A 21,549-nucleotide genomic window follows, 5' to 3' on the forward strand; every position below is an offset into this window, starting at 1 on the left:
CCAGATAAAACCCGATGGGTTAGAATGCCCCCCTTTTCTGCCCGATCCTTGAGGACCGCCATGTTCAGCCGTGATTTGACACTCGCCAAGTACGACGCCGATCTCTTTGCCGCTATGGAGCAAGAAGCTCAGCGCCAGGAAGAGCACATCGAGCTGATCGCCTCGGAAAACTACACCAGCCCAGCCGTCATGGAAGCCCAGGGCTCCGTGCTGACCAACAAGTACGCCGAAGGCTACCCAGGCAAGCGCTACTACGGCGGTTGCGAATACGTCGACGTGATTGAGCAGCTGGCTATCGACCGCGCCAAGGAACTGTTCGGCGCCGACTACGCCAACGTCCAGCCACACGCAGGTTCGCAAGCCAACAGCGCCGTTTACCTGGCCCTGCTGCAAGCCGGCGACACCATCCTGGGAATGAGCCTGGCCCACGGCGGTCACCTGACTCACGGCGCCAGCGTTTCCTCCTCGGGCAAGCTGTACCACGCTGTCCAGTACGGCATCGACAGCAACGGCCTGATCGACTACGACGAAGTCGAGCGCCTGGCGGTCGAGCACAAGCCGAAAATGATCGTGGCCGGTTTCTCCGCCTACTCGCAGGTGCTGGACTTCCCACGCTTCCGCGCTATCGCCGACAAGGTCGGTGCCTACCTGTTCGTTGACATGGCTCACGTAGCCGGTCTGGTCGCCGCTGGCGTCTACCCGAACCCGGTGCCATTCGCCGACGTGGTCACCACCACCACCCACAAGACCCTGCGCGGTCCACGTGGCGGCCTGATCCTGGCTCGCGCCAACGCCGACATCGAGAAGAAGCTGAACTCCGCCGTATTCCCGGGTGCCCAGGGCGGCCCGCTGGAACACGTGATCGCGGCCAAGGCCGTGTGCTTCAAGGAAGCGCTGCAGCCTGAGTTCAAGGCTTACCAGCAACAAGTAGTGAAAAACGCCCAGGCCATGGCCGGCGTATTCATCGAGCGCGGTTTCGACGTGGTTTCCGGCGGTACCCAGAACCACCTGTTCCTGCTCTCTCTGATCAAGCAGGAAATCTCCGGTAAAGACGCCGACGCCGCCCTGGGTCGCGCCTTCATCACCGTGAACAAGAACTCCGTGCCAAACGACCCACGTTCCCCGTTCGTGACCTCCGGCCTGCGTTTCGGCACCCCAGCGGTCACCACTCGTGGCTTCAAGGAAGCAGAGTGCAAGGAACTGGCTGGCTGGATCTGCGACATCCTGGCCGACCTGAACAACGAAGCGGTGATCGACGCCGTTCGCGAGAAGGTCAAGGCCATCTGCGCCAAGCTGCCGGTATACGGCGCTTGATAGCGGTTGCTTGAAATGAAGAAGCCCGGCTCTTGCGCCGGGCTTTTTTTTGCTGCTGTTTACCCGCTCAACAACTACAGCACGTTGCTCGGTTTAACACCCACAAGAAGCTTTACAGATAGCGTGCAATGATGCCCCCTTGCAACTCAGGGTGTTTATATCCGCTCCCCACTACCAACTTGTCAGATTGGTAAAACATACCGCGGACGCCGTGATTCTTCGTGTCGATTATGTAGCCTTGACCGCCATATAACGTATCCAATTCACCGGTTGGTTTGAAACGGAAACGTGCGGAACCATAAGACTCTCCGACATAACCTACACCGCCGGCCATAATCAAATGGTCAAGGCCAACCTCTACGTGAGTGAGCTCACAATCAAAATCTCCTCGTACTTCCAGCGGTGTTCCGTTGTTGAAAGTCAGCGGAATCTTTCCCTTACGGTCAAGTTTAATAACCCACCCATACAAGCGGTAGAAACCTTCGCGGTGAAACTCTCCCCCTACAGCGACGATCTCGTCTGCCGGCGTTATAGTCAGGGCCCGCAGTATTGTTTGATGCTCGGATCCTTTCAGCTGATAGTACCCCTGCGTGGCAAAATCAGCATCCAGCTTACCGTTTTGATCAAAGCTACCGACGTACGAAGTATTATTCCTGGCAGCGATCGCGACAATGATCCTGTACCCGGGCTCGTTATTGGGTGCGCGGAGCACTGCGATACCCTGAACAAAGGATTCACTCGTATCTGGCTGCACCGTCAGAAAGCCGTTTGATGCAAAGGATTTATCCAGCTCTCCGGATGCAGTCACCCGGATGATTTTATTGCCTGCATGCATCAAAAAACGCCCATCCGGTGTGAATGCAGAAGACAGACCACCGCCTGAAGACATTATCGATTCATCGGTCTGATCACTCGCAGTATCAACTTGAATGGTGAATTTACCCTCGATACCGAAACTGAGATCAGGCGAGCCATCTTCCAGATATCTCGCAAGATCAATCCGAGGACCCCAGTCGTCGGCCAGCATAAATTTACCCTCAGGCAATGCAAGCAGTGTTGGATTAATCAAGCGGGGTTTGCCTGCAAAAGAATCGCTCTTCATTCCGAAAGCTTCGTCACGCGTGCCATCGGCATTCAGTCGAGCGATCCAGAATTTTTGCAAACTACGGTCGGTAGCCGTCACGATGGTCTTGCCGCCCGGTGCAGGGCAAATGGCCTGAACCCAGTCACTTTCGGTAAAAACCTGAAATGAACCAGAATTGAAGCCCGGATCAAAATCACCTGCCGCCTTGGTTGAGTTGTCCTTGCTGCTCATATGTATCTCCCTCGTTTTCAATTTAAAGGTGCCGTATCGCACGGACTCACTAAACCAAAAACGCGGAGAAGACATCACTAGCAGATCTGATAGTTGACCCCTTTAACCGATCATGCCGTTGAACCCCGCCCGTATTTTTTCTTCAGGCAACTCATCGGCAATAAATACCATCACGCTTTCCCGCGCTTCGCCCTCGGCCCATTCGGTATCCCAGTCAAAGCCATAAAGCTTCAAGACCCCCTGAAACACCAGCCGCCGGGGTTCACCAGCAATGTTCAACACGCCCTTGTAACGCAGCAGTTGCTTGCCATGCGCTTCGAGCAACTCTTTCATGAACTCGCTGAGCTTGTCGATATCCAGCGGCTGGTCCGTGCGCAACACCAGGCTGGAAATCCGGTCCAGCGAAGGCGCCTTGCTTACCGGCCGCAGTGACAGGCCGCCGCCCAGGTCATCATTGAGGTTGAAGCCGCGTACATCGAGCAGTTCGGCCAGGTCGATCCTGCCATGATCCACGACGCGAATCGGCGCGCGCCGGTTGATGCGGGTCAGGCGTTCGCTCAAGGCGTCGAAGGTGGTCGTGTCGACCAGATCGGTCTTGCTCACCAGCAAGCGGTCGGCAAAACCGACCTGGGCCTGGGCGATGGTCTGGCTCAGGTGGGTGTCAGCGTGGGCGGCATCGACGAGGGTGATGATGCCGTCGAGGATGTAGCGCTCGCGCAGTTCTTCATCGATGAAGAAAGTCTGCGCCACGGGGGCAGGGTCCGCGAGGCCCGTACATTCGATCACCAGGCGGTCGAAGGCAATCGCTCCACTGTCCAGGCGCTCCAGCAACAAGTACAGCGCCTTGGTCAGGTCGGTGTGAATGGTGCAGCAGACGCAGCCATTGGCCAGGGTCATGACTTGCACGGGCTCATCGCCCAACAGCTGCGTGTCGATGCCGGCATCGCTGAATTCGTTCTCGATCACGGCGATTTTCAGGCCGTGCTCGGCCTTGAGCAGATAACGCAGCAGCGTGGTTTTCCCGGCACCGAGGAAACCGCTGAGAATGGTGACAGGGATAGGGTTCAGCGCACTCATGGACACTCCAAAAAGCAACGCGCCACGACAAGCGTGGCGCGAGGTTCATCGTTTCAACCAATCAACAGCAGCGAGGTGAACCCTTGCCGCCGCCATACCGTGCTTCCTGACGCTCGCGAAAAAACTCCTCGTACGTCATCACCGGCTTGTCCGGATGCTTGGTTTGCATATGCTCGACGTAGTTGTCGTAGTCGGGCATACCGACCATCAGGCGCGCGGCCTGACCGAGGTATTTGCCGAGGCGACTCAGGTCATTGAACATGGTTGCAATCCTCTGATATTACGCATCTGGAACCGCCTGGAACGGTGTTTCCTTGTCGGTGCGTTCCTTGCTGCCCCAGGACGAAACACCGACCTTCAGGGCATAGAACAGAATACTGAACACCACGAACAGGAACAGCCCGGTCAGGGTCGCGTTGGTGTACGCGTTGAAGATCACGTGCTGCATCTGCGTGATGTCTTTGGCCGGTGCCAGCACCTGCCCTGCCTGCAAAGCTACGCTGTACTTGTCTGCCAGCGCAAGGAAGCCGACCGCCGGGTTAGGATCGAACAGCTTGATGAAGCCTGCAGTGGTGGTGCAGATCAACAACCAGACCGCCGGCAGCAAGGTCACCCAGATGTAGCGTTGGCGCTTCATCTTGATCAGCACGACGGTACCAAGCATCAGCGCGATACCGGCCAACATCTGGTTGGAGATGCCGAACAGCGGCCACAGGGTGTTGATACCACCCAGTGGATCAATCACGCCCTGGTACAGCAAATAGCCCCACATCGCCACACAGCCTGCGGTGGCGATCAGGTTGGCTGTCCACGACTCGGTGCGTTTGAGCGCCGGCACGAACGAGCCCAGCAAGTCCTGCAGCATGAAGCGCCCGGCACGGGTACCGGCGTCCACCGCCGTCAGGATGAACAGCGCCTCGAACAGGATTGCGAAGTGGTACCAGAACGCCATGGTGTTCTCGCCCGGCAATACATGGTGAAGGATCTGTGCGATCCCCACCGCCAGGGTCGGTGCACCACCAGCACGCGCCAGGACGGTGGTTTCACCAATGTCCTTGGCCACGGCCTGCAGAGCCTCGGGGGTAATGGCAAAGCCCCAGCTGCTGACCGTCTGGGCCACCGCAGCCACATCGCCACCGACAATGGCAGCCGGGCTGTTCATCGCAAAGTAGACGCCAGGCTCGATCACCGAAGCCGCAACCATGGCCATGATGGCCACGAACGACTCCATCAGCATGCCGCCGTATCCGATATAACGGGCGTTGGTTTCGTTATCCAGCAGCTTCGGCGTGGTCCCGGAGGAGATCAGCGCGTGGAAGCCGGACACCGCACCACAGGCAATGGTGATGAACAGGAACGGGAACAGGCCACCCTTCCAGACCGGGCCGGTACCGTCGGTGAATTGCGTCAGGGCCGGCATTTTCAGGTCGGGCATGGTGATCAGGATGCCGATCGCCAAGGCGACGATGGTACCGATCTTGAGGAAGGTCGAGAGGTAGTCACGCGGCGCCAGCACCAGCCAGACCGGCAGCACCGCCGCGACGAAACCATAGCCGACCAGCATCCAGGTGATCTGGATCCCGGTGAAGCTGAAGGCCTTGGACCACTCGGGGTCGGCAGCGATCTGGCCCCCCAGCCAGATCGAGCCCAGCAGCAGGAGCACCCCGACAATCGAGATCTCGCCGATGCGGCCGGGGCGAATGTAGCGCATGTACAGGCCCATGAACATCGCGATCGGGATGGTCGCCATCACCGTGAAGATCCCCCACGGGCTTTCCGCCAGGGCCTTGACCACGATCAGCGCCAGTACCGCGAGGATGATGATCATGATCAGGAAGCAGCCGAACAGGGCAATGGTGCCCGGTATCCGGCCCATCTCTTCACGGACCATGTCACCCAGCGAGCGACCGTTGCGGCGGGTCGACAGGAACAGGACCATGAAGTCCTGCACCGCACCGGCCAGCACCACCCCGGCAATCAGCCAAAGCGTACCTGGCAGGTAGCCCATTTGCGCGGCCAGGACTGGCCCGACCAGGGGTCCGGCACCGGCAATCGCAGCGAAATGGTGACCAAAGAGGATGTGTTTGTTGGTCGGCACATAGTCCAGACCATCGTTGTTGCGCACCGCAGGCGTTGCCCGACGCGGGTCGAGTTCCATCACGCGAGTGGCTATGAACAGACTGTAATAACGGTATGCGACCAGGTAGATGGCAATCGCCGCTACCACGATCCACAGGGCGTTGATCGCCTCGCCTCGACGCAGGGCCACCACACCCAGAGCGCACGCCCCTATGACTGCCAACACCAGCCAGGGTATATGGCGTAGCGGGCTATTATTATTTTTCATTTTTTGATTCCAGCCATGTGGATAGAAAGACAGCCCTTCGAGTCTAGCGAGACTGGCGAGAATGGCCACCCCCACCTTGGTCTAGAGCCTTGCACCCCTCTTTTATCCGCTCTTGAATGCAGCTTGGCAAGTGACAAGGCAGACGTCTGCGCTATAGTCAGCTTTCAAGGAGAAGGGGCAACTGCCATGACCGAATTCCATGCCGACAGGCGTCAATACAAGCGTATAGCCTTCGATGCCCGAGCCGAACTGAGCCAGGACGCAAACGTGTGGCCTGTGCGCCTGGTCGATTTGTCGCTCAAGGGGCTGCTGATCGAACGGCCCTTGCCCTGGTCGGGCGATCCTGAACAACCTTTTGTCATCAACATTCACCTGAGCGAACAGGTTGATGTGCTGATGGAGGTCCAGTTGCGCCACGACAACAATGGGCAATTGGGGTTTGAATGCATGCACATTGACCTCGAATCGATCAGTTACCTTCGGCGGCTGATCGAATTGAATCTGGGCGATCAGCCCGAACTTGAACGAGAACTCGGCTCGCTGATCCACACTTAAACGCCCCTCGGGACGTTATCCCCTCAAGGCACATTCATAGTGCCATCCCTGCCCATGGCTCACCGCCATGGCGCACGTGCTGCCCTGCCCTTTTCCAGCCCTCATCTCTGAAGCCATGCCAAAGCCGTCGCCTTCAGTGGCTTGGTTACAAATTGCATCCAATTCCGCATACACGGACCGATTCTTGCTTTTCAAAAGCTCCGAGTCTGTCGCACGAAAAACCTTGCCTATCCAGACAAATTTTTTCGAAGAAAGCCGCGTGCTAGAGGCTTACTCCAAAGAGTTATAAAATCTTGTATACAATTTAGTAGCCAATCATCTTGGTTGTTGTCTACAGTACTCCCACAACAATAAATCGAGATGCCATCTCCATGAAAACGTCCACCGCTACCACGTCGACGGAGCAACGCCCGGAAGACGAAAACCTCGGTATTGGCGCCAATATGGCTTACGGCCTGCAACACGTTCTGACCATGTATGGCGGGATTGTCGCGGTACCGCTCATCCTCGGTCAGGCTGCAGGCCTGGCACCGGCCGACATCGGTCTGTTAATCGCTGCATCCTTGTTCGCCGGGGGTCTGGCGACCCTGCTGCAAACCATCGGTCTACCGTTTTTCGGCTGTCAGTTGCCGCTGGTCCAGGGCGTTTCGTTTGCCGGCGTGGCAACCATGGGCGCGATCCTCTCCAGCGGCGGGGGCATGCCGGCGGTGCTGGGTTCGGTCATGGCGGCATCGTTGATCGGCTTGTTGATCACACCGATATTTTCTCGCGTGACACGTTTTTTCCCGCCGTTGGTCACGGGCATCGTGATTACCACCATCGGCTTGACCCTGATGCCGGTGGCGGCGCGCTGGGTCATGGGGGGCAACAGCCATTCTCCCGACTTTGGCAGCATGGCCAACATCGGCCTGGCCGCGCTGACCTTCGTGATCGTTCTAGTGCTGAGCAAACTGGGCAGCGCTTCCATTTCGCGCCTGTCGATTCTGCTGGCAATGATCATCGGCACCTTGATCGCCGTGGCCCTGGGCATGGCGGACTTCTCCAGGATCGGTGACGGCCCGCTGCTGGCGATGCCTTCGCCCTTCCATTTCGGCATGCCGACCTTCCAGATCGCCGCCATCATCTCGATGTGCATCGTGATCATGGTGACTCTGGTGGAAACCTCTGCCGACATCCTGGCCGTGGGTGAGATCATCGATACCAAAGTGGACTCCAAGCGCCTGGGCAATGGCTTGCGCGCCGACATGCTGTCGAGCATGATCGCACCGGTGTTCGGCTCCTTCACCCAGAGTGCCTTTGCCCAAAACGTCGGCCTGGTTGCCGTGACAGGCGTGAAAAGCCGCTTCGTGGTTGCCACTGGCGGGGTGTTCCTGGTGGTCCTCGGCCTGCTGCCGATCATGGGCCGGATCATTGCCGCCGTACCGACCTCGGTACTCGGCGGTGCAGGTATCGTGTTGTTCGGCACCGTGGCGGCCAGCGGCATTCGCACCCTGTCGAAAGTCGACTACCGCAACAACATGAACCTGATCATCGTGGCAGCTTCCCTGGGCTTCGGCATGATCCCGATCGCCGCCCCGAACTTCTACGACCACTTCCCGACCTGGTTCGCCACCATCTTCCACTCGGGCATCAGCTCGGCGGCAATCATGGCGATCCTGCTGAACCTGGCGTTCAACCACTTCACCGCCGGCAACTCGGACCAGCAGTCGGTATTTGTCGCAGCCTCGGAGCGAACCCTGCGTGTACAAGACATCGCAGCACTGCATGACGGTGACTATTTCCAGGACGGCAAGCTGTATGACGCCCAGGGCAAGGAAATTCCAGTAACTGGCGATACCTCCCACGCGACGCCACCGGGCAAGCGCCCACTTGTAGCGGCCGGGGCGTCGGATCACTAGTGACAACCTGCACCACACAGGGCCGGCGCCACCAGGGTGCCGGCCTTGTTCATTACAGATCAACTAGTCGAACAGGGCATCCAATGCCTGTTCCAGGCGCGTAACCGCAATCACCTGCAGCCCGGCAGGCGCCTCCTTCGGCGCATTGCCCTTGGGCACGATGGCGCGCTTGAAGCCGTGCTTGGCAGCTTCTTTCAGGCGCTCCTGACCACTGGGCACCGGTCGCACTTCGCCGGACAGGCCCACCTCACCGAACACCAGCAAGCCATGGGCCAATGGCCGGTTGCGCAAGCTGGACATGATCGCTGCCATCAAGGCCAGGTCCGAAGCCGTTTCCAGCACCTTGACCCCGCCTACGACGTTGAGAAACACATCCTGGTCATGGGTTGGAATCCCGCCGTGCCGATGCAGCACGGCCAGCAGCATGGCAAGCCGATTCGGGTCCAGCCCCAGGGTGACTCGCCGCGGATTGGACAAGTGACTGTCGTCGACCAATGCCTGAACTTCGACCAGCATGGGCCGCGTGCCCTCCCAGGTGGCCATGACCACGCTGCCGGGTACTTCTTCCTGGGCCCGATTGAGAAATATCGCCGAGGGGTTGGAAACTTCCTTGAGCCCCCGGTCCGTCATGCCGAACACGCCCAATTCGTTGACCGCACCAAAACGGTTCTTGACCGCGCGCAGCAGACGCAGGCGACCGTCTGACTCTCCCTCGAAATACAGCACGGTATCGACCATGTGCTCCAACACTCGTGGCCCTGCCAGAGACCCTTCCTTGGTCACGTGGCCGACCAGGAAAATCGCCGTGCCGCTTTGCTTGGCATAGCGCACCAGCAGCGCCGCGCTCTCGCGCACCTGGGAAACACCACCAGGCGCGGACTGCAGCTGTTCAGTGAAGATCGTCTGGATAGAGTCGATCACCATCACCTTGGGCTGCTCGACCTTGGCTGTGGCGATGATGCTTTCTATGCAGGTCTCGGTCATGACCCGCAACTGGTCCTGGGGCAGGCCCAACCGACGCGCGCGCATGGCAACCTGCTGCTGCGACTCTTCCCCGGTGACGTACAACGCCGGCATGCGCGTGGCGATATTGCACAAGGTTTGCAGGAGGATGGTCGACTTGCCGATGCCGGGGTCGCCGCCGATGAGCACCACCGAACCGTCGACCAGACCGCCGCCCAATACACGATCGAGTTCGGCACTGGCTGTGGAGAAACGCGGAATTTCCTCGACGCTGACCTCAGCCAGGGTCTTGATCTGCGCCTGCTGCCCCGCCCAACCGGTACGACCACTGGGCGGCGCCGCCGAGCCGCTTTCTATCACCGTCTCGACAAGGGTGTTCCAGGCACCGCATTCGCCACACTGGCCTGCCCATTTGGGAAAGGTCGCGCCGCACTCGGTGCAGCCGTACATGCGCTTGGCCTTGGCCATTTCGATTCCTGCCCACAAAAGCGCCCATCATAGCCGATGGCAGTCGCATGCAGGAGCTCGGGTATTCCGAACCGGGCTCCCATGGGCGGCAAGAAATACGTCAAAACTATTCGGTATAAGTTGACCAAGTTGCAGCGGCTTAGAGCATGAAGCGCATAGCTGAATTACACTGCGTTGACCAACCTCATCTGTTACAAGGTATAAACCATGGGCGTGCTAAGTGAGTTCAAGGCCTTTGCGGTCAAAGGCAATGTGGTCGATATGGCCGTCGGTATCATCATCGGCGCAGCCTTCGGCAAGATTGTTACATCCTTTGTTGGCGATTTGATCATGCCGCCCCTGGGCATACTGATCGGTGGTGTCGATTTCAGTGACCTGGCCATAACACTTAAAGCCGCCGAGGGCGATGTACCGGCAGTTGTGATTGCCTATGGCAAGTTCATCCAGACCATCATCGACTTTGTCATTGTTGCCTTCGCCATCTTCATGGGTGTGAAAGCCATCAACAAACTCAAGCGCGAAGAAGCCGTGGCGCCCAACTTGCCACCAGTCCCCAGCAAGGAAGAAGAACTGCTGGGTGAGATTCGTGATTTGCTCAAGGCGCAGAACAATCGACCCTGAGTTATTCGAGTTCGCGGCAACGGCGCTTTTGCTGCGCCGCTTTGCTGTGGCTCACCAGTAGTTTTCGACAGCCACCTGGCCTGGACGACGGCTCAGGCTTAGTTGCATGCCCCGCTGCTTGAGCAACTGCCGCGTGTCATCGATCATTTGCGGGTTTCCGCAAAGCAAGACGCGGGAATGCTCGGGGGTCAGCTCCAGACCTGCGGCTTTTTCAAGGTCGCCATTGTCGATCAGCTGCGTAATGCGCCCGTGCAAGGCACCTGGATGCTTTTCGCGTGTCACCGTGGGAATGAACTGTAACTTGCCCGCGTAGTCGCTGAAGTGCTCACGTTCGGTCAAACCGGCAATCAAATCCTGGTATGCCAATTCTCTGGCCTCGCGGACGGAATAAACCAGTTTGATGCACTGGAATTTTTCCCACACTTCGAAATCCTGCAGGATCGACAGGAACGGCGCGATGCCAGTGCCGGTAGCGAGCAACCATAGATCGCGTCCGTCGCTAAAGCGGTCAAGGGTCAGGTAGCCGAATGCCTGTCGATCCACCAACAAGCTGTCACCTTCGCGAAGGCGGCTCAACTCACTGGTGAATTCGCCGCCCGGAACGACGATCGAAAAAAACTCCAGATGCTCGTCAAACGGCGAAGACACCATCGAATAGGCGCGCCACACCACACTGCCATCAGCCTTGGTTACGCCCAGGCGGGCAAACTGCCCGGCACGGAAGCGAAAACCGGGATCGCGCGTCGTCCGCAGGGTAAACAGGCCGGGAGTCAGAGACTTGACCTCGAGAATGGTCTGGCGGGTGTACTTCAGGGCACTGGCTGTCATGGCAGGCTCCATCGAATAGGCAGGAACAGTGTCGCCCAACCTGACCGTGATAAACACCGATGGTTTGTAATGACATGGCCGGTTCAGTCGGCCTCGTTACGAAAGAAAATGAAAGTGAACATCAACCGAACTAAAATGAACTCACTGCACCACTGCGAACAACATCGTTAACTAACTGTTTAACTTGGCCAAAACCCACCAAACACTATGACCAGATATTATTGTCAGACAATTTTCTGCCTGACAATTCCCTGACATTTCCCTGACAACCGTCGACAAAAACAAATTTATTAGTTATATCCAATCGAGAGTTGTCACCTTCTTGATCCAAATCAAAAAAACCTTCTCCGATCTGTAGAAATTTCCTACACTGCACCCACTGGCACTATTCTCTGCGTTGATGGCACATTGATGTCATTCTTCAGCACTGATCGCGCCATACATCCTGGAGGCGTTGGAAATGGAGTTGTGGAAGGAAGAACAACTTGATCAGTTGATGAATGAGGACGACGAAGGGAAAATTCTACTCACCGCCATCACCATGGCGCAGCAACTTGACTTCGAATTTTTATCTTTCGGCATGCGAACTCCGGTGGCAACCATGCAACCGAAGATCATTATGCTCAGCAACTACCCAAATGAATGGTCGCAGCGTTACATAAATGAAAACTATGTAACCGTTGACCCTACGGTCATGCATTGTCTTTCATCGATGCTGCCGGTTTTGTGGAGCGATAAAGTATTCGAGGAGACTCCCCAATTCTGGGAAGAAGCCCGGTCTCATGGCCTTCGCTACGGCTGGGGTCTTTCGGCACATGATCACCGTGGCCGGGCCAGCATGCTCAGTGTCAGCAGAAGCCAGGGCGAAGTGAGCATCGGTGAGCTCTACGAAAAAGCCGGACAAACCTACTGGCTATGCAACCTGCTGCATACTGTCATTGGCGACAAACCCGTTGAGCCCGAGGAAAAGGCGCGGCAATTGAGCGATCGGGAAATCGAAGTGCTGAAATGGTCGGCCGAAGGCAGAAAAGCCCACGAGATCGCCGACATTCTCAACGTCTCCGAACGCACCGTGAACTTCCACGTCAAAAGTGCAATGGTCAAGCTGAACGCCCCCAACCGGACGAGCGCCGTCATTCAGGCAGCAATAAACGGCCTGTTCTGACGCAACGTTCAGCAAAAAAACGTAGAATCGTTCAGTACCTGCAGCAGCCCACAGCGGCTGCTGCCCCCTCATACGTTATCGTCTGTTCTGCGAGTTCCATCCCTGAGAGACTTGCGTAAAAAAGAGCCGATCAGCCAGAGCCCTCGCACCATGCCCCTGCTAACCAGTCCGTTCGCCGAACTCGATCTCATCCGCCAGCCTGAACAAGCCAACGAACCGCTGCAGGCCTTCGATGCCGCCGACGAGTACTTGCTCAAGTGCATCGCCGAACAGCATCTGCCGGCCAGCAGCCGGATCCTGATTCTCAACGACAGCTTTGGCGCCCTGGCGATCAGCCTGAGTCGACACGTGACCGTGATCAGCAGCAGTGACTCCTACCTGGGCACCCTGGCGCTCGAGAAAAACCTGGTACGCAACGGACAAGCCTTCGATGCGGTTACCGTGGTACCTGCCAGCGCGCAATGGCAAGGGCTCTTCGACCGAGTGCTGATCCGGGTGCCCAAGACCCTGGCGTTGCTGGAAGAGCAACTGATCCGCCTGCAAGGTCACCTGGCTGCCGACGCCCAGGTCATTGCCGGAGCGATGATCAAGCATTTGCCACGCGCCGCCGGCGATTTGCTGGAGAAGTACGTAGGTCCGGTACAGGCTTCCCTGGCCGAGAAAAAGGCCCGTTTGCTGACCGCACGGGTCGAGCCCAGAGCTCTGGCCGTATCGCCCTACCCCACGCGCTATCGCCTCGATGCGCCTGCCATCGAACTGCTCAACCATGCCAACGTGTTCTGCCGCGAAGGTCTGGATATCGGCACCCGCGCCTTCCTCCCGCATTTGCCGCGCAACCTGGGCAATGCCCGGGTCGCCGACCTTGGCTGCGGCAATGGCGTGCTGGCCATTGCCAGCGCACTGCAGAATCCCCAGGCGCACTACACACTTGTCGATGAGTCGTACATGGCCGTGCAGTCAGCGAGCGAGAACTGGCGCGCGGCTCTGGGTGAGCGTGAAGTGACCATCCGTGCCGGCGACGGTCTGGCCGGCCAGCCAGCGCAGTCGCTGGACGTCGTGCTGTGCAACCCGCCCTTCCACCAGCAGCAAGTGGTGGGCGACTTCCTCGCCTGGCGTATGTTTCAGCAGGCCCGCGAGGCCCTGGTGGTCGGTGGTGCGTTGTACATCGTCGGCAACCGCCACCTGGGCTACCACAGCAAGCTGGCGCGCCTGTTCCGCGGTGTCGAACAAGTGGCGGCCACACCCAAGTTCGTGATCCTCAAGGCGCGCAAATAAAAAGGCCCTCCGAAGAGGGCTATGAAACCGCCGCCAGGCAGCGGGATGGGATTGGGCAGGCAGGGCTTAGTGGGTACTGAGCCCTGCCGCATTCATGAACATGCGCATCAGCCCGGCGACGATCGCCAGGGCCGCGACACTTCCGCACCAGATCAGCACCAGCCAGCCCAGGCGTTGCCATAGTGGCTTCTTTTCTTCCTGGGAATGTGGCTCGAAACCTTGCTTGCCTGTCATTTCCGGAATCTCCTGCGTTCTGCTAGTGATAACCGTCTTCATGGGTCACCTTGCCGCGGAACACGTAGTAGCTCCAGAACGTGTAACCCAGGATGAATGGAATGATGAACAAGGTGCCCACCAGCATGAAACCCTGGCTTTGCGGCGGTGCCGCTGCATCCCAGATCGAGATCGAGGGTGGCACGATATTCGGCCACAGGCTGATGCCCAGACCGCTGTAGCCCAGGAAGATCAGCACCAGCGTCAGCAGGAATGGCGTGTAGTGGGCATTGCGGGCCACGGCGCGCAACAGGCCATAAAGCGTCACCAACACCAGGATCGGCACGGGCAGGAACCAGAACAGGTTCGGCAGGCTGAACCAGCGCTCGGCGATTTCAGGATGGGCCAGCGGCGTCCAGAGGCTGACGATACCGGTAACCGCCAACAGCACCAGTGCCAGCGGGCGGGCCAGGTCGTGCATCTGCCGTTGCAGCTTGCCTTCGGTTTTCATGATCAGCCAGGTGCAGCCGAGCAGCGCATAGGCGACAATCAACGCGGCGCCACAGAACAGGCTGAACGGTGTCAGCCAATCCATCGAACCGCCGGCATAGGTACGGTTGACCACCGGCAGGCCGTCGATGAAGGCACCCAGCGCCACCCCCTGGAAGAAGGTCGCGGTCAGCGAGCCGCCAATGAATGCCTTGTCCCAGATGTGCCGTTTGTTTTCTCGGGCCTTGAAGCGAAACTCGAAGGCCACACCACGGAAAATAAGCCCGATCAACATCAGGATCAGCGGCAGGTACAACGCCGACAGCACCACCGAGTAGGCTAGCGGGAACGCGCCGAACAACGCTGCGCCCCCCAGCACCAGCCAGGTCTCGTTGCCGTCCCAGACCGGCGCGACGGTGTTCATCATGACGTCGCGGTCGCTGTCACCCTTGATGAAGGGGAAGAGAATGCCAATCCCCAGGTCAAAACCATCCATGACCACGTACATCATGATCCCGAAAATAATGATGATGGCCCAGATCAGCGGAAGATCGATACCCATGACTCAGTTCCCCTTGCTCAAGCTTTCGCTGTGGCCGTTTCCGTTGTCCTCATCGGCAGCCGAAAGCGGACGTGCTGGCGTACGTTGCTTGCCAGGGCCTCCCGGGTTGGTCTCCTTGCCTTCGTTAGTTTTCGGCCCCTTGCGCACCAGGCGCATCATATAGCCGAGGCCAACACCGAACAGCGAGAAATAGACCACCACGAACAACGCGAGGGTCAGGCTCATCTGCGCAAAACTGTGCCCGGACGACGCCTCGGAAGTGCGCATCAGGCCATAGACCACCCATGGCTGACGGCCGATTTCAGTGGTGAACCAGCCCGCCAGGATCGCGATCAGGCCAGACGGCCCCATCCACAGGACCAGGTGCAGGAACGGACGCGACTGGTACAAGGTGCCGCGCTTGCGCAGCCACAGGCTCCAGAGGCCGGTCAGGATCATCAGCATGCCCAGGCCGACCATGATCCGGAACGACCAGAAAACGATGGTCGAATTCGGGCGATCTTCAGGTGGGAACTCCTTGAGCGCCGGGACTTGCTTGTCCAGGGTGTGGGTCAGGATGATGCTGCCCAGGTAAGGAATTTCCACGGCAAAACGGGTCTTTTCGGCTTTCATGTCCGGCCAGCCGAAGAGGATCAATGGCGTTGGCTCATTGCCGACGTTTCCCCAGTGGCCTTCGATTGCAGCGATTTTCGCCGGTTGATGCTTGAGCGTGTTGAGGCCGTGGAAGTCACCGATCACCGCCTGCACCGGCGCAACGATCAGCGCCATCCACATGGCCATCGAGAGCATCTTGCGAATCGCCGGGTTATCCCGGCCGCGCAGCAGATGCCAGGCCGCCGAGGCGCCGACGAAGAACGCCGTGGCAACGAAGGCAGCCGTGGCCATGTGCATCAGGCGATAGGGGAAGGATGGGTTGAAGATCACCGCGATCCAATCCACCGGGATCACCTGGCCATTGACGATTTCGTAGCCCTGTGGAGTCTGCATCCAGCTGTTGGAGGCCAGGATCCAGAAGGTCGAGACCAGGGTGCCGATGGCGACCATGACCGTGGCGAAGAAGTGCAGGCCACGCCCAACGCGGTTCCAGCCGAACAACATGACACCGAGAAAACCCGCTTCGAGGAAGAACGCCGTGAGTACTTCATAGGTGAGCAAGGGCCCGGTGACAGAGCCGGCAAAGTCGGAGAACTTGCTCCAGTTGGTCCCGAACTGGTAGGCCATGACCAGCCCCGAGACGACTCCCATGCCGAAGTTGACCGCGAAGACCTTCGACCAGAAATGATAAAGGTCGCGGTAAACATCCTGCTTCGATTTCAGCCACAAGCCCTCGAGCACCGCCAGGTAGCTCGCAAGGCCAATGGTGATGGCCGGGAACAGGATGTGAAAGGAAATGGTGAACGCAAACTGGATTCGGGCGAGATCAATGGCCTCTAAACCGAACATATGACTTCCTCTATCAGGTGAACCGGCTACAGGCCCCGGGCCTGCGCCAACTGCCCCCACACACATGGAGCGTGTCGTTTTGAATTTGTAATTGGAACTACAAGTCGCAGGGATTCTGGCCAGATGGCCGTCACATCAACCCTGTGCAGAAGTGTTGATATGGATCAAGGATCGTTGAAAGAGTAGTCCCAATCAGCCTGGACGACTGTGTGGTCTATTGCCGCGTGACCGGTTGCCTCACCCCCTTTACCGAGTAACGATTCAGTGCGCTGACCGCACATCGTCGCCCGGCGCGGCAACCCTCTGTTACAAACTGGTGGCCTGTGTGGTTAATTCTGTTAGTCAATTTCGGCGCCTGAAGCTCCGATACTGCGTTGCCACTCCTCGCCATAGCCCTGCTATGACTCGTCGCGGCGCCTTGTCTCGGAACTTCAGGCATCCGAACTTGAGCTAACGAATTAACCGTACAGGCCACTAGTGATAATCTCGCCGCCTCACTCGCCGAGGCCATGACTGCCAATGTCCAGCACACCACCTCTGCTGCTGCGTCAGCATCGTCCTTTCATTGCCTTCTGGCTGGCTCGGGTGTTCACCGCCAGCGGCTTCCAGATGCTGACCGTTGCCATTGGCTGGCACCTTTATCAGCTCACCGGCAGCGTGCTCGACCTCGGCCTGGTCGGGCTGGTGGAGTTCGCCCCACGGGTACTGTTCATGCTGCATACAGGGCATGTGGCCGACCGCTACGACCGTCGCCGCGTCGCTGCGCTGTGCCAGACCGCTCAAGCCCTGATTGCGCTGGCGCTGGTGGTGGGCAGCAGCACCGACAGCGTCAGCCGCGAGATGATCTTTGTCCTGGCCTTCCTGCTCGGCGGTACACGATCCTTTGAAATGCCGGCCACTCAAGCGCTACTGCCGAGCATCGTGCCTGTGACCCTGTTCCCCCGGGCCGTAGCGGCGTCGGCATCGGCGATGCAGGCGGCAACCATCGTCGCGCCGGCCATGGGCGGTCTGCTTTACGCCTTTGGCAGTGTCTGGGTGTATGGGCCGACCGTGATCCTGTACGTGCTCGCCTGCAGCCTGATGCTCAGCCTGCCGGCCCGGCAGACAGCACTGAACAAGGGCCGCGCCACGCTGGACTCATTGCTGGCCGGGATCCGCTTTATCCGCAGCCGCCCGGATATTCTCGGGGCGATCTCTCTGGACCTTTTCGCGGTGCTATTGGGTGGGGCCACGGCCCTGTTGCCTGTGTTTGCCAAGGACATTCTTCTCACCGGCCCCTGGGGGCTTGGCCTGCTGCGCTCGGCACCCGCGGTCGGGGCCCTGCTGATGTCATTCTGGCTGGCGCGCTTCCCGGTGGAGCGCCAGGTCGGGCGAACCATGTTCACGGCGGTCGGGGTGTTCGGGGTCGCAACCATCGCCTTCGGCCTGTCGACTTCGTTCTGGTTCTCGCTGGCGGTATTGGCCGTGCTGGGGGCGGCCGACATGATCAGCATGGTGATTCGCGGGGCCTTCGTGCAGTTGGAAACGCCGGATGAAATGCGCGGGCGGGTCAGTGCGGTGAACGGGTTGTTCATTGGCGCTTCGAACCAGCTCGGGGAATTCGAGTCGGGGCTCACGGCCCATTGGTTCGGGACGGTGCCGGCGGTGGTGCTCGGCGGGGTTGGGACGTTGGCGGTGACGGGGGTGTGGGTAAAGTTGTTTCCGACGTTGGCCGGAAGGGATCATATGCATTCAGGGGATGCGCGCAAACCGTGATTGCGACCGTTTCACGGTCGAGCGCAGCCTGCGGCAGCGGCTACATCGAACGTGCAATGCCGCCCCCTTGTAGCCGCTGCCGCAGGCTGCGCTCGGCCGCAAAGCGACCGCAGATTTTTATCAGACTTGCAGATCTTTCTCCAATTCCACTCGCTTGCCCTTGCCCGCCAACTGCTCGACCAGCGTCAAGGCAAACTCAAGCGCTCCACCCGAGCCCTTCGCCGTAATACAGTTGCCATCGACCACCACCGGCTGGTCGACAAAACTGCATCCCGTCAGATGATGGCTGACAGAAGGATCACAGGTCATGCGTCGCCCCTTCAGGATCCCGAAAGCCTGCAGCCCAAACACGGGGGACTCGGCGATGGCGGCAAACAGCTTCCCGGCCTTGGCCTGTTGCTGCATCCGCTGCAGCAATGGCTGATGCGCCCCCAGATGGCTGGCACCCGGCATGCCACCCGGCAACACGATCAGATCAAACTCCTGCGCCAGTACATCGACCACCATCGCATCGGCGGTCAGCCGCGTTCCGCGTGCGCAGGTGAGCATCCGCCGTCCTTCGATACTGGCAACCAGCACTTCTATCCCGGCCCGACGCAGTACATCGATCAGGGTCACGCTCTGCAGATCGTCGATTCCGTTGGCAACGGCAATCATGGCTCGTTGACTCATGGGCTTACTCCAGTGGGCTATCTGTAAAGCTTAGTTGAACGTTCAGCGCATAAATTCACTGACCCCTGCCATGCTGGTATGATGCGCGGCTTTTTTCCGGCCCATGTAAAAACCACGGATGTATACAGTCTGTGCTTTGCTAGTTGGGTCGACACTATCACGGCGCCGGAGCGCGCCACGGGGAGCGGGCATGCTGGAAAGGCTGTTTCAACTCAAGGCACATGACACGAATGTGCGCACCGAGATTCTCGCGGGCGTCACCACTTTCCTGGCCATGGCTTACATTCTGTTCGTCAACCCGAGCATTCTCGGCGAGACCGGCATGGACAAGGGCGCAATCTTCGTTGCCACCTGCCTGGCAGCAGCCATCGGCTCGACCACCATGGGCCTGATCGCCAACTACCCGATCGCGCTGGCTCCGGGCATGGGCCTGAACGCCTTTTTCACCTACACCGTGGTCCTGCACATGGGCCATACCTGGCAGGTCGCGCTGGGTGCGGTATTCATTTCGGCCGTGATGTTCTTTCTGCTGTCGATCTTTCGCATCCGGGAATGGATCGTCAACAGCATCCCGCTGCCCCTGCGCTCGGCGATTGCCGCCGGTATCGGCCTGTTTCTGGCACTGATCGCCCTGCACAACGCCGGCATCGTGGTCGACAACCCGGCCACTCTGGTCGGCCTCGGTGATCTGAAGCAACCCGCGCCGATCCTGGCCATCCTCGGTTTCTTCCTTATTTGCGCCCTTGAAGCACGGCGCGTACGCGGTGCCGTACTGATCGGCATCCTGGCGGTCACCATCGTTTCCATCGCCCTGGGCGTCTCGGCCTTTGGCGGCGTGGTCTCGATGCCACCCTCGCTGGCGCCGACTTTCCTGCAACTGGACATCAAGGGTGCCCTGGACATCGGTCTGTTCAGCGTGATCTTCGCCTTCCTGTTCGTCGACCTGTTCGACAACTCCGGCACCCTGATCGGCGTGGCCAAGCGCGCCGGGCTGATGGGCAAGGACGGCCACATGCCGAAAATGGGCCGCGCGCTGATCGCCGACAGTACCGCCGCCATGGCCGGTTCCCTGCTGGGCACCTCGACCACGACCAGTTACATCGAGTCGGCAGCGGGCGTCAGTGCCGGTGGCCGTACGGGCCTGACTGCCATCGTGGTCGCGATCCTGTTCCTGCTGGCGCTGTTCTTCGCCCCGCTGGCCGGTAGCGTGCCCGCGTTCGCCACCGCCCCTGCCTTGTTCTTCGTCGCCGTGCTGATGGCCTCGGGCCTGGCCGAGATAAACTGGGACGACATCACCGAGGCGGCGCCTGTGGTGATCACCGCCCTGGCCATGCCGCTGACCTATTCGATCGCCAACGGCATTGCCTTCGGCTTCATTTCCTGGACGGCCATCAAGCTGCTTTCGGGTCGCGGCCGCGAGCTGAACTCGGCGCTGGTGATCCTTTCGATTCTGTTCGTTATCAAGTTGGGCTGGTTCAACGCATGAGTGCTGTCGCTTTCGATCCTTCGGACTACAACCGCCAGCTCGACGCCAAGGTCGAGCGCCTGCGCGAACTGCTGGCGCCCTTCGATGCACCGGAACCCGCGGTGTTCGATTCGCCTCGCGAGCAGTATCGCCTGCGCGCCGAGTTTCGCCTGTGGCGCGAGAACGAACAGCGCTTTTATGCCATGTTCGCGCCAGGCGAGAAGCACACGCCGATTCTGATCGAAGATTTCCCCATTGCCAGCCAGCGCATCAATGAGCTGATGCCCCGGCTCAAGGCTGCCTGGCAGGCCAGTTCCGCGCTGAGTTTCAAGCTGTTCCAGGTCGAGTTCCTGACCACCCTGGCGGGCGACGGGATGATCACCCTGTGCTATCACCGCCCGCTGGACGAGCACTGGCACGAGGCGGCCGAGCAGTTGGCCGCAGAGCTGAACGTCAGCATCATTGGCCGTTCCAAGGGCAAGCGTGTAGTGATCGGTCGTGACTACGCCGTCGAAGCACTGGAGGTAGCTGGCCGTACGTTCCGTTTCCGTCAGCCTGAAGGTGCCTTCACCCAGCCCAACGGCATGGTCAACCAGAAGATGCTCAACTGGGCCTATGAAGCCCTGGGCGATCGCCAGGATGACCTGCTGGAGCTGTATTGCGGCAACGGCAACTTCACCCTGCCGCTGGCGACCCGGGTGCGCAAGGTGCTGGCCACCGAGATCAGCAAGACGTCGGTCAGCGCCGCTCTGCATAACCTCAACGACAACGGCGTGGACAACGTCGAGCTGGTGCGCCTGTCAGCCGAAGAGCTGACCGAGGCCCTCAACGAAGTTCGCCCGTTCCGTCGCCTGCAGGGCATCGACCTGAAGAGCTACCAGTTCGGCAGCGTCTTCGTCGACCCGCCACGTGCCGGCATGGACCCGGACACCTGTGAGTTGACCCGGCGTTTCGACAATATCCTGTACATCTCCTGCAACCCGGAGACGCTGGCTGCGAACATTGCACAACTCAACGACACCCACCGGGTGGAGCGTTGTGCGTTGTTTGATCAGTTTCCGTATACGCATCATATGGAGAGTGGGGTGTTGTTGGTCCGGCGTTGAGACCGCGGCGCCAGCATC

General features: G+C 59.2%; 19 protein-coding genes. 9 read left to right on the top strand and 10 right to left on the bottom strand.

Features of this window, described 5'->3' with window-relative positions:
* Window positions 1-60: 60 nt before the first annotated feature.
* Window positions 61-1,314 (top strand): serine hydroxymethyltransferase, encoded by a 1,254-nt coding sequence (gene glyA, locus F2S13_RS10295; protein WP_166360370.1) that lies wholly within the window; start codon window positions 61-63, stop codon window positions 1,312-1,314.
* A 112-nt stretch (window positions 1,315-1,426) separates the two neighbouring features.
* Here glyA and F2S13_RS10300 read toward each other — a convergent pair whose 3' ends face one another.
* The 4 genes from F2S13_RS10300 to F2S13_RS10315 form a co-directional block, all read right to left on the bottom strand.
* Entirely contained in the window at window positions 1,427-2,629 is a 1,203-nt protein-coding gene (locus tag F2S13_RS10300; protein ID WP_166360371.1) for a hypothetical protein, read from the bottom strand.
* 102 nt (window positions 2,630-2,731) lie between these two features.
* A complete protein-coding gene (gene yjiA, locus F2S13_RS10305; RefSeq protein ID WP_166360372.1) occupies window positions 2,732-3,706 on the bottom strand; it encodes a GTPase in 975 nt (324 codons plus the stop codon).
* 61 nt (window positions 3,707-3,767) lie between these two features.
* Window positions 3,768-3,968 (bottom strand): YbdD/YjiX family protein, encoded by a 201-nt coding sequence (locus tag F2S13_RS10310; protein ID WP_166360373.1) that lies wholly within the window; start codon window positions 3,966-3,968, stop codon window positions 3,768-3,770.
* A gap of 18 nt (window positions 3,969-3,986) precedes the next feature.
* Window positions 3,987-6,053: a carbon starvation CstA family protein gene (locus F2S13_RS10315; protein WP_166360374.1), complete on the bottom strand. Its 2,067-nt coding sequence runs from the start codon at window positions 6,051-6,053 to the stop codon at window positions 3,987-3,989.
* A gap of 186 nt (window positions 6,054-6,239) precedes the next feature.
* On the opposite strand from F2S13_RS10315, the gene F2S13_RS10320 reads away from it, so the two are divergent.
* A complete protein-coding gene (locus F2S13_RS10320) occupies window positions 6,240-6,608 on the top strand; it encodes a PilZ domain-containing protein (RefSeq protein WP_166360375.1) in 369 nt (122 codons plus the stop codon).
* Window positions 6,609-6,979: 371 nt separating this feature from the next.
* The gene (locus F2S13_RS10325; RefSeq protein ID WP_166360376.1) at window positions 6,980-8,506 is read left to right on the top strand and encodes a nucleobase:cation symporter-2 family protein; all 1,527 of its coding nucleotides are present in this window, start codon (window positions 6,980-6,982) and stop codon (window positions 8,504-8,506) included.
* A gap of 63 nt (window positions 8,507-8,569) precedes the next feature.
* On the opposite strand, the gene radA is transcribed toward F2S13_RS10325, so the two are convergent.
* Window positions 8,570-9,937 (bottom strand): DNA repair protein RadA, encoded by a 1,368-nt coding sequence (radA, locus tag F2S13_RS10330; RefSeq protein WP_166360377.1) that lies wholly within the window; start codon window positions 9,935-9,937, stop codon window positions 8,570-8,572.
* A 207-nt stretch (window positions 9,938-10,144) separates the two neighbouring features.
* Here radA and mscL point away from each other — a divergent pair, with 207 nt between their 5' ends.
* A complete protein-coding gene (gene mscL / locus F2S13_RS10335; protein WP_166360378.1) occupies window positions 10,145-10,558 on the top strand; it encodes a large-conductance mechanosensitive channel protein MscL in 414 nt (137 codons plus the stop codon).
* A 51-nt stretch (window positions 10,559-10,609) separates the two neighbouring features.
* Here the strand turns inward: mscL and F2S13_RS10340 are convergent, their stop codons facing one another.
* Window positions 10,610-11,386: a ferredoxin--NADP reductase gene (locus F2S13_RS10340; protein ID WP_166360379.1), complete on the bottom strand. Its 777-nt coding sequence runs from the start codon at window positions 11,384-11,386 to the stop codon at window positions 10,610-10,612.
* Window positions 11,387-11,846: 460 nt separating this feature from the next.
* Between F2S13_RS10340 and F2S13_RS10345 the strand changes: the two genes are divergently transcribed.
* Complete coding sequence (locus tag F2S13_RS10345; protein WP_166360380.1) at window positions 11,847-12,551, top strand: autoinducer binding domain-containing protein; 705 nt, start codon at window positions 11,847-11,849, stop codon at window positions 12,549-12,551.
* Between the two features lie 150 nt (window positions 12,552-12,701).
* Window positions 12,702-13,826, top strand: a complete 1,125-nt coding sequence (locus F2S13_RS10350) for a methyltransferase (RefSeq protein ID WP_166360381.1) — start codon at window positions 12,702-12,704, stop codon at window positions 13,824-13,826.
* A 66-nt stretch (window positions 13,827-13,892) separates the two neighbouring features.
* Here F2S13_RS10350 and F2S13_RS10355 read toward each other — a convergent pair whose 3' ends face one another.
* The 3 genes from F2S13_RS10355 to F2S13_RS10365 are packed head-to-tail and all read right to left on the bottom strand — an operon-like array spanning window position 13,893 to window position 16,533.
* Window positions 13,893-14,060: a DUF2474 domain-containing protein gene (locus F2S13_RS10355; RefSeq protein ID WP_166360382.1), complete on the bottom strand. Its 168-nt coding sequence runs from the start codon at window positions 14,058-14,060 to the stop codon at window positions 13,893-13,895.
* A 22-nt stretch (window positions 14,061-14,082) separates the two neighbouring features.
* Complete coding sequence (cydB, locus tag F2S13_RS10360) at window positions 14,083-15,090, bottom strand: cytochrome d ubiquinol oxidase subunit II (RefSeq protein ID WP_166360383.1); 1,008 nt, start codon at window positions 15,088-15,090, stop codon at window positions 14,083-14,085.
* A 3-nt stretch (window positions 15,091-15,093) separates the two neighbouring features.
* Window positions 15,094-16,533, bottom strand: coding sequence for a cytochrome ubiquinol oxidase subunit I (locus tag F2S13_RS10365; protein WP_166360384.1), 1,440 nt, complete (start codon window positions 16,531-16,533; stop codon window positions 15,094-15,096).
* Window positions 16,534-17,052: 519 nt separating this feature from the next.
* Between F2S13_RS10365 and F2S13_RS10370 the strand changes: the two genes are divergently transcribed.
* Entirely contained in the window at window positions 17,053-18,288 is a 1,236-nt protein-coding gene (locus F2S13_RS10370; protein ID WP_166360385.1) for an MFS transporter, read from the top strand.
* A gap of 120 nt (window positions 18,289-18,408) precedes the next feature.
* On the opposite strand, the gene F2S13_RS10375 is transcribed toward F2S13_RS10370, so the two are convergent.
* Window positions 18,409-18,960 (bottom strand): DJ-1 family glyoxalase III, encoded by a 552-nt coding sequence (locus F2S13_RS10375; protein ID WP_166360386.1) that lies wholly within the window; start codon window positions 18,958-18,960, stop codon window positions 18,409-18,411.
* Window positions 18,961-19,150: 190 nt separating this feature from the next.
* Between F2S13_RS10375 and F2S13_RS10380 the strand changes: the two genes are divergently transcribed.
* Both F2S13_RS10380 and trmA read left to right on the top strand, forming a co-directional pair.
* On the top strand, window positions 19,151-20,446 hold the full coding sequence (locus tag F2S13_RS10380) for an NCS2 family permease (protein ID WP_166360387.1): 1,296 nt from the start codon (window positions 19,151-19,153) through the stop codon (window positions 20,444-20,446).
* Window positions 20,443-21,531, top strand: coding sequence for a tRNA (uridine(54)-C5)-methyltransferase TrmA (gene trmA / locus F2S13_RS10385; protein WP_166360388.1), 1,089 nt, complete (start codon window positions 20,443-20,445; stop codon window positions 21,529-21,531). The genes F2S13_RS10380 and trmA overlap by 4 nt, the downstream gene beginning before the upstream one ends.
* The last annotated feature ends 18 nt before the right edge of the window (window positions 21,532-21,549 follow it).

It is taken from the genome of Pseudomonas akapageensis (assembly GCF_011355085.1).
Taxonomy (GTDB): domain Bacteria; phylum Pseudomonadota; class Gammaproteobacteria; order Pseudomonadales; family Pseudomonadaceae; genus Aquipseudomonas; species Aquipseudomonas akapageensis.

Coding starts and splice junctions, on each gene's coding strand:
- glyA (WP_166360370.1), top strand. CDS start 61: ATGTTCAGCCGTGATTTGACACTCGCCAAGTACGACGCCGATCTCTTT.
- F2S13_RS10300 (WP_166360371.1), bottom strand. CDS start 2,629: ATGAGCAGCAAGGACAACTCAACCAAGGCGGCAGGTGATTTTGATCCG.
- yjiA (WP_166360372.1), bottom strand. CDS start 3,706: ATGAGTGCGCTGAACCCTATCCCTGTCACCATTCTCAGCGGTTTCCTC.
- F2S13_RS10310 (WP_166360373.1), bottom strand. CDS start 3,968: ATGTTCAATGACCTGAGTCGCCTCGGCAAATACCTCGGTCAGGCCGCG.
- F2S13_RS10315 (WP_166360374.1), bottom strand. CDS start 6,053: ATGAAAAATAATAATAGCCCGCTACGCCATATACCCTGGCTGGTGTTG.
- F2S13_RS10320 (WP_166360375.1), top strand. CDS start 6,240: ATGACCGAATTCCATGCCGACAGGCGTCAATACAAGCGTATAGCCTTC.
- F2S13_RS10325 (WP_166360376.1), top strand. CDS start 6,980: ATGAAAACGTCCACCGCTACCACGTCGACGGAGCAACGCCCGGAAGAC.
- radA (WP_166360377.1), bottom strand. CDS start 9,937: ATGGCCAAGGCCAAGCGCATGTACGGCTGCACCGAGTGCGGCGCGACC.
- mscL (WP_166360378.1), top strand. CDS start 10,145: ATGGGCGTGCTAAGTGAGTTCAAGGCCTTTGCGGTCAAAGGCAATGTG.
- F2S13_RS10340 (WP_166360379.1), bottom strand. CDS start 11,386: ATGACAGCCAGTGCCCTGAAGTACACCCGCCAGACCATTCTCGAGGTC.
- F2S13_RS10345 (WP_166360380.1), top strand. CDS start 11,847: ATGGAGTTGTGGAAGGAAGAACAACTTGATCAGTTGATGAATGAGGAC.
- F2S13_RS10350 (WP_166360381.1), top strand. CDS start 12,702: ATGCCCCTGCTAACCAGTCCGTTCGCCGAACTCGATCTCATCCGCCAG.
- F2S13_RS10355 (WP_166360382.1), bottom strand. CDS start 14,060: ATGACAGGCAAGCAAGGTTTCGAGCCACATTCCCAGGAAGAAAAGAAG.
- cydB (WP_166360383.1), bottom strand. CDS start 15,090: ATGGGTATCGATCTTCCGCTGATCTGGGCCATCATCATTATTTTCGGG.
- F2S13_RS10365 (WP_166360384.1), bottom strand. CDS start 16,533: ATGTTCGGTTTAGAGGCCATTGATCTCGCCCGAATCCAGTTTGCGTTC.
- F2S13_RS10370 (WP_166360385.1), top strand. CDS start 17,053: ATGTCCAGCACACCACCTCTGCTGCTGCGTCAGCATCGTCCTTTCATT.
- F2S13_RS10375 (WP_166360386.1), bottom strand. CDS start 18,960: ATGAGTCAACGAGCCATGATTGCCGTTGCCAACGGAATCGACGATCTG.
- F2S13_RS10380 (WP_166360387.1), top strand. CDS start 19,151: ATGCTGGAAAGGCTGTTTCAACTCAAGGCACATGACACGAATGTGCGC.
- trmA (WP_166360388.1), top strand. CDS start 20,443: ATGAGTGCTGTCGCTTTCGATCCTTCGGACTACAACCGCCAGCTCGAC.